At 44.4% G+C, this 11,823-nt stretch carries 13 protein-coding genes; 6 read left to right on the top strand and 7 right to left on the bottom strand.

Annotated elements, in window-relative coordinates; all coding sequences use genetic code 11:
* Positions 1-30 precede the first annotated feature (30 nt).
* The 6 genes from GTQ48_RS14650 to GTQ48_RS14625 all read left to right on the top strand — a co-directional run bounded on the left by GTQ48_RS14650 (position 31) and on the right by GTQ48_RS14625 (position 5,704).
* On the top strand, positions 31-765 hold the full coding sequence (locus tag GTQ48_RS14650; protein ID WP_163107337.1) for a helix-turn-helix domain-containing protein: 735 nt from the start codon (positions 31-33) through the stop codon (positions 763-765).
* 188 nt (positions 766-953) lie between these two features.
* Positions 954-1,172, top strand: a complete 219-nt coding sequence (locus GTQ48_RS14645; RefSeq protein ID WP_163107336.1) for a VF530 family protein — start codon at positions 954-956, stop codon at positions 1,170-1,172.
* A 168-nt stretch (positions 1,173-1,340) separates the two neighbouring features.
* Entirely contained in the window at positions 1,341-2,075 is a 735-nt protein-coding gene (locus GTQ48_RS14640; RefSeq protein WP_163107335.1) for a methylamine utilization protein, read from the top strand.
* Between the two features lie 8 nt (positions 2,076-2,083).
* Positions 2,084-4,411 (top strand): GGDEF domain-containing phosphodiesterase, encoded by a 2,328-nt coding sequence (locus GTQ48_RS14635; RefSeq protein ID WP_163107334.1) that lies wholly within the window; start codon positions 2,084-2,086, stop codon positions 4,409-4,411.
* A gap of 14 nt (positions 4,412-4,425) precedes the next feature.
* Positions 4,426-5,253, top strand: a complete 828-nt coding sequence (locus GTQ48_RS14630) for a DUF3034 family protein (RefSeq protein ID WP_203565258.1) — start codon at positions 4,426-4,428, stop codon at positions 5,251-5,253.
* A gap of 4 nt (positions 5,254-5,257) precedes the next feature.
* Positions 5,258-5,704, top strand: a complete 447-nt coding sequence (locus tag GTQ48_RS14625) for a group I truncated hemoglobin (RefSeq protein WP_203565253.1) — start codon at positions 5,258-5,260, stop codon at positions 5,702-5,704.
* A gap of 198 nt (positions 5,705-5,902) precedes the next feature.
* Here the strand turns inward: GTQ48_RS14625 and GTQ48_RS14620 are convergent, their stop codons facing one another.
* The 7 genes from GTQ48_RS14620 to nqrF form a co-directional block, all read right to left on the bottom strand.
* Complete coding sequence (locus tag GTQ48_RS14620; RefSeq protein ID WP_163107332.1) at positions 5,903-6,802, bottom strand: MBL fold metallo-hydrolase; 900 nt, start codon at positions 6,800-6,802, stop codon at positions 5,903-5,905.
* 233 nt (positions 6,803-7,035) lie between these two features.
* Entirely contained in the window at positions 7,036-7,284 is a 249-nt protein-coding gene (locus tag GTQ48_RS14615; protein WP_163107331.1) for a DUF1653 domain-containing protein, read from the bottom strand.
* A 116-nt stretch (positions 7,285-7,400) separates the two neighbouring features.
* A complete protein-coding gene (gene dinB, locus GTQ48_RS14610; RefSeq protein ID WP_163107330.1) occupies positions 7,401-8,471 on the bottom strand; it encodes a DNA polymerase IV in 1,071 nt (356 codons plus the stop codon).
* Between the two features lie 135 nt (positions 8,472-8,606).
* Complete coding sequence (locus GTQ48_RS17840; protein ID WP_163107329.1) at positions 8,607-9,077, bottom strand: type II secretion system protein; 471 nt, start codon at positions 9,075-9,077, stop codon at positions 8,607-8,609.
* A 160-nt stretch (positions 9,078-9,237) separates the two neighbouring features.
* Complete coding sequence (gene nqrM, locus GTQ48_RS14600) at positions 9,238-9,471, bottom strand: (Na+)-NQR maturation NqrM (RefSeq protein WP_032095528.1); 234 nt, start codon at positions 9,469-9,471, stop codon at positions 9,238-9,240.
* Between the two features lie 9 nt (positions 9,472-9,480).
* A complete protein-coding gene (locus tag GTQ48_RS14595; protein WP_163107328.1) occupies positions 9,481-10,509 on the bottom strand; it encodes an FAD:protein FMN transferase in 1,029 nt (342 codons plus the stop codon).
* 75 nt (positions 10,510-10,584) lie between these two features.
* Positions 10,585-11,817, bottom strand: coding sequence for an NADH:ubiquinone reductase (Na(+)-transporting) subunit F (gene nqrF / locus GTQ48_RS14590; RefSeq protein ID WP_163107327.1), 1,233 nt, complete (start codon positions 11,815-11,817; stop codon positions 10,585-10,587).
* Positions 11,818-11,823: the final 6 nt, after the last annotated feature.

Genomic DNA, 11,823 nt, shown 5'->3' with positions numbered 1-11,823 from the left:
ATTACACCACAAGTATAGAATATTAATACCATGAGCCAAATCAGTCTTGTCTACGACACATTAAAACAATGCTTACGCGAACGGCGATTCACCTATAAGCAGCTTGCAGAAACGCTTAGCGTGAGCGAGGCAAGCGTGAAGCGCAATTTTTCGCTACAAGCGTTTAGCCTGGATAAATTAGAGCAGATTTGCGAATGCTTAGATTTGTCATTAAGCGACTTATTTAGTCTTTCACAAAAACAGCAAGAGAAGATTTCACAGCTATCTGAACAACAAGAAATGGAGCTGCTCGCCAACCCCAAGTTACTCCTTGCCGCGGTGTGTGTAAGAGACGGTTGGCGCTTTTCAGAACTTATCGAATATTACGATATTGATGAAGTGGAAGGCATTAAGCTAATGACAACCCTCGATAGACTTAAGCTTATCGAACTGTTGCCGAACAACCATTATAAGCTGCTTATTGCTCAAGATTTTCGCTGGATCCCCGGTGGACCGCTAGAGAAATTCATGGAAAAAGAAGTCATGGTGAAGTTTATGGACCCGAAGAAAAACGAGACGTGGATGTTTCGCTTTTACTTGCGAGGTCGCTATTCAAAATCATCTATCTCTATTATTCAACGACGCTTAGAACAGCTTAGGCAAGAAGCAGCCAAACTAAGCAGCGAAGACAACGACTTGCCAATTGAAGAGCGTCAGCATGTGGGGTTACTCATGGCAATGCGGCCTTGGGAGCCTTCGCTCTTTGAGAACATGAAACGAAATTAGAGTGGTAAGGGTATATCAGGATCAAAGTAGAGTAATGATGTTACCCTAAGTGTAACTCTGAACACGCTCAAACTAATTTTTTTGGTACATTCAGACAAGCGCTGACAAACCACTGATATGATCGTGACGCCTTCTACGATGGCTAATTGAGTTATGTTACTATATTAAAAAACACGCTTGGCTACCACATGACTGAACAACCAAATAACCCCCTTCACGGACTCACCCTCGAGAAAGTCGTCACTCATCTGCACGAACGTTACGGATGGGAAGGGTTGTACTATCGCATTCGAATTAATTGCTTTAATAACGATCCCTCGATTAAATCGTCGCTTAAATTTTTACGCAAAACTCAGTGGGCGAGAGACAAGGTAGAGCAGCTTTACATACAGACATTTATAAAGTAGCACCGATTTTACATAAAGAACGTGCTACTAGGTGTTTCATCTGTTTTATTTGATTTAAATTAATAACTAGCGTTCAATCAACGTCGTAATATTGTTTAGTTTTTAATGTACGTAGAAGTACAAATACTGCTATGTTTAGTAAAACCAAAACAACGAAAGGAAGAAGCCATGGTTAAAAAAGTTGTTGAATTTCGAACGTTGTTGAATTATGCGTTACTTTTTACGTTGAGCTTTTCACTGTCCTGCGCTGCAGCTACCAGCACGGTGACCGTTGTCGACCAAAACAATAAGCCTGTCAGCAATGCTGTGGTCGCATTTCTCCCTGTACCCAACGAGCTAAACACGTCCCCCAGCGTAACTGCCACCACTCATCAAGAAACTGCAAAGCACGCTGCTACGGGCAGTATTCAAAGCGATGGTGAGCAGGTGGCCATCATGGACCAAGTAGATAAGCAGTTTTTACCTCGTGTAATCGCCATTCAAAAAGGCCAAAGGGTCAAATTTCCCAACAGTGATGATATACGTCATCACGTTTATAGTTTCTCCCCCACTAAACCGTTCGAAATAAAGCTGTATAAAGGCTCAAATGTCGATCCTGTTCTGTTTGATAAGGCAGGTATTGGCACACTTGGCTGTAATATACATGACGGTATGGTAGGGCATATTTACGTGTCAGATGGAGAAATAACTAGCGTGTCTGACAGTAACGGCATAGCGAGCTTTGACCAGTTAGTGCCTGAATCTGTGATAGTGTGGCACAAAGACTTATCGATAGATGGCAGCCTAAAAGTGAAAGTAATGCTAGAAGAGAGCGACAGTACCTCTATTGCGAGCGTTAAGTTAGTCCGCCGCGCTCCGCCGACCAAAAAGCGTACTTTCGGTGCTAGCCGGTTTGGCGGTTGAGGTAACCATTGAAGTCTTATTCTCTCAATCAACACGTATTTAGACTCGCGGCAGGGCTTGTCTTGCTGTCAACGCTAGCCATACTGTTGAGCGTGTGGTCGTCGACCACTGAACATGCCAAGCGCGAATTAGCAGAGAGTCTTGAGGTTGCACGCTACGTGGTAGCAGAGGTTTTCAGTAACCGTGAAGAACAGTTGTTTACCAACGCAAGAGTACTTACCGATGATTTCGGCTTTAAAAGCGCAGTAGCATCTCAAGATAACGCCACCATTACAAGTACATTAGAAAATCACGGTAACCGAGTTGGCGCAGACGTGATGGCGTTGCTATCGCTGTCGGGCAGTATTACCAGCAGCACCTCTAAAGGATTACAATCGGGACAGCAATTCCCCCACCCTCAACTAGTGCAAAATGCGCTACAACAGGGTGGCCAGAATGCATTTATTGTAGTGAATAATGAGCTTTATCAAGTGTTACTTTTACTTGTTGAAGCGCCCAACCCCATCGCTATCGCTGCTATTGGCTTTAAAATCGATGAACCCGTTTTAGCGCGTTTGAAATCAATTACGTTGTCTGATGTCGCAATTGTGGCAGAAAAACAAGACAGCATCATTTTTAAGCAAAGTACGCTGAGTGACGCTCAAGAAAATTATAAACGTGTAAACGGCGTAGACGAGCTGTCTTGGTTATCTTTTATCCCCTCAAACCAAGCACAGCTCATTACGCAGTACATACCATTGTTTAGCGATAGTGATACAAAAATAACCCTAGAGCTTTCAGAGAGCGCTCAAACGCTGTTAACCGAATTTGCCAAACTGCAAAAGCAAATTAGCATCATTGCCGCCCTGCTTCTTGCGATCTCGCTAATTATTGCCGCGTTGTTTGCCAAACGGATATCACGGCCCCTTCGCCGTTTATCTACAATATCGCAAGAGATAGCGGCGGGTATGTACAACCACAAAACGTTTGTTACTTCTCACACAACAGAAATCGCGGCGCTTTCTGACTCTTTTCAGTCAATGCAAAGCAATATTCAAATGCGTGAGAAACAAATTCAATTTCAAGCCAGACACGACCTCCTAACTGGCTTAGTTAACCGCTATCATATTTCTGATGTCATCGAGAAAAAGTTGAGTAACAAAGAGTCTTTTAGCGTCATTGGAATAAACATTCTTCGCTTTCGAAATGTGAATGATGTATTTGGCTATAGCAACGGCGATTTTTGCTTGCATACTCTCTCGGGGCGCTTAGAGAAGCTTGGCGGTGAGGCGGCAAGACTAAGTGGTGGTGAGTTTTTGTGGATGCCCAAATCTAGACTCAGCGGTAACGACTTAGCCTCGATTCAAACTGAACTTGAAGCGCCTATTTACGCAGAAAATGTTGTGATTACATTGAAGCTGTCTTTTGGTCAATTACACTGCCCTGAAGACGCCGATGACTCATCGACCCTACTAAAACGCCTCGCGATTACATTAGACCACGCTCGCCATTTACCAGAGCACCGCGTTCGCTACAGCCCAGATTTCGACGCTGAATACACGCGGCGTATTAGCATCATTACCGAATTAAAGCAGGCTTTGCACCGAGATAGCCCTGAACTTTCCTTGGTTTATCAGCCCAAGTTATGCTTAGACAGTAGCTCGATAAGTCATGCGGAAGCATTAATGCGCTGGACCAGCAAAACCCTTGGATTTGTGGGCCCTGATGAGTTTATATCAGTTGCCGAACAGGCAGGGCTAATAGGGGCGGTTACCGACTGGGTAATTAAACGCGCCATTAACGACACTAAGACATTGGTGGATAACAACGTAGATGTGTGCGTTGCCATTAATTTATCCGCCAAAGATATATTGAATAAGTCATTACTACCACAAATAAAATCTCGTATTGCAGAAGCCGGGCTCTCACCCACTCAACTTGCCTTTGAAATAACCGAGAGTGATCTAGTCAGTGATGCACAGGGGGTGTACAGTGAACTTGGTTTGTACAGGGAGGCGGGGTTTACTCTGGCAATCGATGATTTCGGCACCGGTTATTCATCATTGTCGTATTTAAAAAGCTTACCGGTAAACGAACTCAAAATAGATAAAAGCTTTGTACTGAATTTAGACAAAAATCAAAGTGACCAACAGATAGTAAAAACAATCATCGATTTGGCGCATAACTTTGACTTAAAGGTGATTGCCGAGGGCGTTGAAACCCTGCCTAGTCTGTCGTTGCTTAATCAATGGGGGTGTAATTATGCCCAGGGCTATTTTATCTCTCGCCCTGTACCAGTAGAGCAATTTATGCAATGGTACAAAGACAACAAAAACACTGACTGGATATCACAATGAGACACTGTGCGGCGATGTTATGCGCCCTTTTATTGATTGCTTCTAATAATGAAGCGCTCGCTGGCGACGGTAAATTGCTTGGCACTGCAGGGCTTATCCAAGTTGAAGGCTCTGGCGGAGGCGGAATAGTTCCCTGGGCAACGCTAGCCGGCTACGATACCCAAGACCAAGTCTCTGTTAATGCTGTGATGACACAGGTTGACCTTGACGACTATCGTCTGAATGTTATGGGTGTGTCTGCTTCTTTTTACGACCGTATCGAAATTAGTGCAGCCCACCAACGCTTTGACCTAAAACAGCTTGGCGGCGACATAAGGCAAAATATATTTGGGGTGAAATACCGCCTTTACGGAGATGCGGTTTACTCTCGTTTACCCCAAGTCAGTATTGGTCTTCAACACAAACGACTTGAAGATGGTGCAATTGCAGAGCTACTTGGCGCTGACTCATCATCAAACGGTACCGACTATTACATTGCCGCTACTAAGATTCATCTAGGTGCTGTAGCAGGTTTCAATGCGGTGTGGAATGTGACGGCGCGAGCTACTAAAGCCAACCAGCTTGGTTTACTGGGGTTTGGCGGTGCTGAAAACAATGATTATGAAGTTATGCTTGAAGCCTCAGCAGGCATATTGCTCTCGCGCAGCGTTGCCATTGGCGCAGAATATCGTCAGAAACCTGATAACTTAGGTTTAGGTGAAGATGATTGGGTAGACTACTTTGTTAGCTACATCCCCAACAAACACGTTGCGCTTACCCTTGCTTGGGCTGAACTTGGCAGTATGGCAGGTGCACAAGATCAAAACGGCCTGTATCTCTCAATAAATGGCCAATTATGGTGACATCATGTTGATAACGCGTATTTTCCCCCTCATCAGTTTTGTAGCAATTATTGGCTTAAGTGGCTGCTCTACCAACGTTGGTGGCCAGAACCCATCATCAAGCGTATACGCAGAGCTGGGCGGCAGTAAAAAGGTAGAGGAGATAGTGGAAAACTTTGTTGTTGAGATTGAGCGCGACCCCGTTATTCTCGCCTATTTCGATGGCGCAGATATTAATCGCTTTATCGATAAATTAAGTGAACAAATATGCCATCGCACCGGCGGCCCCTGCGAGTATTCAGGCGATACCATGGAGCAAGTGCACGGTGGTATGAATATTACTGAAGCCGACTTTAACCGCACCGTCGACTTGTTGATTAATGCAATGAACAAGGCAGACGTGCCCCACCCGCTGCAAAACAAAGTGCTAAGAGTGCTTGCTCCCACTCGCGACGAAATGCTTTATTTATAAGTTGTGAATTGTTTGAAGGAACTGCTTTTTACTAATGGCTCCCTTGCCTGCGTACTGGAACATCGGCAAGGGAAGTAACGAGAAGTATTCGTGCGTGTTGCCTTGATGTAGAACCACTGCACCTGCGGTAACACGCTGCGATTACGAATATTTTTAGTCTCGCTGAGTGGTAATTATCTATGCGGACTGATATTAATGCTAGGCGTCGTTATAAAGCGTGCTGATCCATTTTTCTTCGTTAATGAAGTTCCAACTCCATTTAGCCCACTTCTCTTCAAGCCCCATAGCTTTTACCTCATCAAGGCTCTTACCCTCTTGCTTAAGGGCTTTTACATAATCAAATGTTTCACTGATCATGTTAAGGAACGTCGTATATTCCGCCTTAGTGCCTACACCACCGTGACCAGGAATAATCATGGTGCTATCGTCTATTTTTGTCAGTAAATGCTGCACAGACTCCATATACCCTACTACATTGCCGCCTGCACCTTGGTCTATATAGGGAAACATGCCATTGAAAAATAAGTCGCCTGTATGCATAACATTAGGCTGTTCGAACCATACAACACTGTCACCGTCGGTATGACCCACAGGAAGATGCATCACATGTACCGTCTCGTTGTTAAAATATATTTTGATACCGTCTTCGTAGGTTATCGTTGGCAAAGCGTCAGGCTCAACGTTCTCGTCTCCGGCTAGACGCACCCGCACATTTTCGTGAGCAAATATGGTGGCACCTTTGTGGCTGTGGAAAAACGCATTCGAGCCTGTATGGTCACCGTGATAATGGGTGTTTATCACATACTTAGGTTTGTCGCTGCCAAGCTCGCCAAGTTGTGCGGCAATTTTTTCCGCAAGCGGAGCAAACTGATCATCAATAATAAGTACGCCATCGTCACCTGCAGAAACACCGATATTACCGCCCATTCCCGTTAGCATATGCACAGCACCTTTAATAGGTGTCGCTTTTACTTCCACGTTTGCAAATCTATCTTGTGCAAATGATACAGAAGTTGGTAACGCTACTGTCGATAGTGCAACTAGTGCCGCCGCTATTACCGACAGTGAATGTGTCGATGTTTTATTGATTGTTTTCATTCTTATTTCCTTGGGTGGGTAACCTATACTTGCAATGCTGTAATTCAAATACTCTGGCGTTTAACGCTATTAATTTGGCACAACCATTATATCGCTTACTAAAATGTAACAGCTTGATTGGCATTGCTTATTAGATGCTAACGATGTCGGACGATTAACCTTAACTAGCATTAACTAATGGCCGATATTAAGCATAAAATTGACTATGCATTCACTATGGCTAAATCGACGTATTAGATCATTTTTTCGCCGTCGGGAATATCGCCCATATAAGCAAAGCGCAAGACTTCCTTTCCGTCACGCTCTACTGTTTCTGTAAACATATCGAGAGGGCGAACCCACAGCGCACGTTCGCCGTAACAAGGCCTGTATACCACCAGTTTCGATTCATCTTCTGAGTGTGTGGCAATCTCATACACATCGTACATATTGCCTTTGTAATGCTTGTAGCGGCCTGGCGTAATGAGCTGTTTCGTTTCCATTGTGGGTCCTTATTCTTAGCTAGCTTTATCATGTAATTGAGTTTGTTAGATGGCTTGGCTCTTTTTGCTTAGCTCTTTTGGCTTAGCTCTATTTGCTTAGCTTGGCTGGCTTGGCGTTAATCGTCAAAGGGTAAGATCAATTGCTGTGTTGATTGATGGGCAGCTAAGCCTATGTGTATCCCCACCAGGCGAATTCCCCGTCCGTTGGCCCGCTCGAACGCCTCTTCCATCAGCGTTGCAAAATAATGCTCTTCAAGCATGGCATGTCGATGCTCAACGGTAGTCAGCTGAAAATCATTAAACTTAAGCTTAACGCCCTGTGTTCTTAAACGCACAGGCTTCCCGGTTCTTTTCTTGTGATTTTCCATGCGATCGTGGAGCTTTTCGAGTAAATGGGGAAGGAATGCCTTGCACTGTTCAATCGTTTGAATATCGTCACTTAAGGTACGCTCTACACCAATTGATTTTCGCTCGCGAGACACCGACAATTCGCGCTCGTCGATGCCATGGGCCCTTTCCCACAATACGCTGCCAAACTTTCCAAGCTCTTTCTGTATTCGTTCAAACGGATACTGGCGCACATCGTTACAAATGTTGAGCCCCATGCGCGCTAATTTTTGCATTGTCACTTTACCCACTCCAGGTATCTTCTTGAGGGGCATATTGCGAACAAACTCATCAAGATTATCCGGCGTAATAACACAAATGCCGTCGGGTTTGTTTTCATCACTCGCTACCTTTGCAACGAACTTACATGGGGCGACCCCTGCTGATGCGGTTAGACCTAATTCGCTTTCGATTCTTGCGCGGATCTCTTCAGCTATTAATGTGGCGCTGCCGCCGCAAAACTGACTGTTAGTCACATCAAGGTATGCTTCATCTAATGACAATGGCTCTACTAAGTCTGTGTAGTCAGAAAATATTTTACGAATTTTTTGAGACTCGCTGGCGTAAACGTCCATGCGGCCTTTTACTAAGGTAAGATTTGGGCACAGCTTCATGGCATAAGCGGTAGCCATTGCACTACGCACGCCATATTTTCTTGCCGGATAGTTACACGTTGAAATCACGCCTCTGCGATCAGAACTCCCCCCTATCGCGATGGGAATATTCTTAAGCGCAGGATTATCCCGCATTTCCACTGCGGCATAAAAACAATCCATATCAACGTGGATGATTTTTCGCATTTAAACTCGCATTGCGGTACTAGGATGCTGATAAGTGTATGCTAATACCAAACTGTACATATAGACAGTATAGTAGCGACTAGCGAAGACTTAATCCAGTGAGACGTGCGCTTTGAAGATTAAATGATAAGGTTTCTAACAGCCGCTGGTTGTTAGACTAATGATAGGTTTTGAATCAGCTGAACGAGCAGCTGCATATCTCACTCTGCAATTTGCAGGGTCTGGAGCCTCATCTAATGTAAGGTTGATATTTCCCAACCTACCTGAACAATTGCCTCCACCCCAAGTTAATCCTTCGCTTACATCCATCGCCCTTTCAATACCGCTTGGGTGAGGGCACGGGAAGCCACAGCGTAGGGTAATAGTTTGTCCGGCAAGTTCTACAGTCGGGTCTAAGTTGCAATCGGTTTTATTTTCGAGCCTGGCCTTATAATTGACAAGATCCGACGCCGTTTTCATTGATCCCTCTGCAGCTTCAAGGGTGGCAATTCGACCATCACGTCCTAAGTCTACTAATCGAGGCACTGCAGTCACTGCGAGGATCCCTAAAACAACGATTACAACAATCAACTCGATAAGGGTAAACCCTTTTTCACCTAACTTCATAAATACTCTTCTTTAGTATCAACATATTCATAAGGTAATATTTATTAAGAGATAGTATATGAACTTAAAAGTAACTTGAAATAAAACCGATACAAAAAAGCCGCTAGTGATGACTAGCGGCTTTATTCATTTAGGAAAAGTTGTTAGGTCGCGTATTAACCTACAAAATTTGGTTTTGCTTCCATTCATTCAGCTTTTTCTGACGTGCTTCTTCTTTTTCCATGCGCGACTTTTTGCGATCGCAAGGCTCTGGGCAGTCACACGCTTTTTCTATACCGATTGCGCCTAACCCGCCACAACTTCCCGAAATAGTTTTTCGCTGCACTAGGTAACCAATGGCCATAGCAGCAACCATGGTCAAAAAGAAACCGAATGCGAGAATAAATGTAGACATACCTACCCCTTAATTATGTACTGTGACCAGTTTATCAAATTCTGGCGACGCATACTCCTCAAAACTATCGTCTGTGCGACGAATGAGGAATACAGCAAGATTTTCCTGCTCTGCCACTTCAATAGCCTGTTCCCACCCCATCACGTTAAATGCAGTGGCAAGGCCGTCTGCGGTCATTGATGACGGATGGATAACCGTTACCGACACTAGGTTGTGAGATATCGGGTATCCTGTTGTTGGGTCAATAAGATGAGAATAACGCATGCCATCTTCTTCGTAATAATTACGATAGTCACCCGATGTTGCCACAGCGTTTGTTCCAATCGACACCACTTTTTGAATTGCCCGTTCTGTAGTCACTGGCTTTTCAATGGCAATTAACCACTCGCTACCATCACCACGTAGTCCCTTAACACGCATCTCGCCACCAATCTCAACTAAGTAGTTTTCGATGTTGTACTGCTCTAGTATTTCAGCCACTTCATCAACACCAAAGCCTTTAGCAATGGTAGATAGGTCTACGTACAGCATAGGATGCTGTTTCTTCAGTCCCGTCTGAGTAATACCTAATTTTTGATAACCTACGTAATCGCGAACACCGTCGATATCTTCGCGAGATGGCACTTTCTCAGGTCGCTTAGTGGGGCCAAACCCCCATAGGTTTACCAACGGGCCTACGGTAACATCTAATACACCGCCACTTAATTTGGCCAGCCGCAATGCCTCATTAACCACAAGCAAAGTATCATCAGACACCGCAAAATTATCGGTATAACGATACTGATTAAAGCGCGACAACTCAGACGTGGGGTCGTAAGTTGACATCATTTTGTTAACGTTAACTAAACGCGCATCAATCTCAGCCTGAAGACCTTCTATCGCCTTACCTTTATCAGCCAGGTACTTAACGTTATACGTTGTGCCCATAGTTTGTCCCTGCAGATGCACAACAGGACGACTTTTGTCACTGCAGCTTGCAAGCATTACCATGGCTATGGCTATTACAGCTAATAGAATTCGAACAAAAAATCGAATCACAATAGGTTCCTTACTCTATCCTTTACACAAACAAAAAAGGGGCTTACGCCCCTTTTATAAACTTATTTGCGTAGATTAACCACCGAAGTCATCTAGCATGATGTTCTCGTCTTCAACACCTAACTCTTTAAGCATGTTGATAACGGCAGCGTTCATCATAGGTGGTCCACACATATAGAACTCACAATCTTCTGGAGCAGGGTGATCTTTCAAATATCTTTCTAGCAATACTTGGTGAATAAACCCAGTTTCCCCTTCCCAGTTATCTTCAGGTTGTGGATCAGAAAGCGCTACATGCCACTGGAAGTTCTCGTTTTCTGCGGCTAGCTCGTCGAAATCTTCTGTGTAGAACATTTCTCGAAGTGAACGTGCACCGTACCAGAAACTCATCTTACGCGATGATTTTAGACGACGAAGCTGGTCGAAGATGTGTGAACGCATTGGGGCCATTCCAGCACCACCACCTACGAATACCATTTCGTTCTCAGTGTCCTTTGCGAAGAACTCACCAAATGGACCAGAGATTGTCGCTTTGTCACCTTCTTTAAGGCTCCAAATGTACGATGACATTTTACCAGCAGGTAGGCTTAAGTTATTAGGCGGCGGCGTAGCAATACGCACGTTAAGCATAATAATGCCTTCTTCCTCTGGGTAGTTAGCCATTGAGTATGCACGAATAGTCTCTTCGTCTACTTTAGACTCAATGTCAAAGAAGCCAAAGCGTTCCCAGTCACCGCGGTACTCATCAGGAATTTCAAACTCTTTATATTTAACATGGTGAGCAGGCGCTTCAATCTGAATGTAACCACCAGCACGGAACGGTACGCTTTCACCGTTAGGAATTTTAAGTTTCAGCTCTTTGATGAAGGTTGCCTTATTATCGTTAGAGATAACTTCACAATCCCATTTCTTAACACCAAACACCGACTCTTCAAGTTCGATTTCCATGTCTTGCTTAATCGCAACCTGACACGACAAACGGCAGCCTTCACGTGCTTCACCTTTCGTAATGTGATCAAGCTCGGTAGGTAAAATCTCACCACCACCTGAATGCACATCTACGCGACACTGACCACAAGAGCCACCGCCACCGCACGCTGAAGATACAAAGTAACCAGCATCTGCAAGCGCACCTAGCAACTTGCCGCCTGGCTCAGTTTTAATAGCTTTGTCCGGATCACCATTAATTGTAATAGTAACGTCACCACTTGGTACCAATTTAGACTTGGCAAACATGATGATGAATACTAGTGCCAATACAATGGCAATGAACATGCCGACGCCTAGATAAATTTCTACGTTATTCATTTAAAT

This window comes from Alteromonas genovensis (assembly GCF_010500895.1).
GTDB classification, from domain to species: domain Bacteria; phylum Pseudomonadota; class Gammaproteobacteria; order Enterobacterales; family Alteromonadaceae; genus Alteromonas; species Alteromonas genovensis.
Note: the sequence above shows the minus strand (reverse complement) of the source record. Positions and strands in the feature narration are given on the sequence as shown.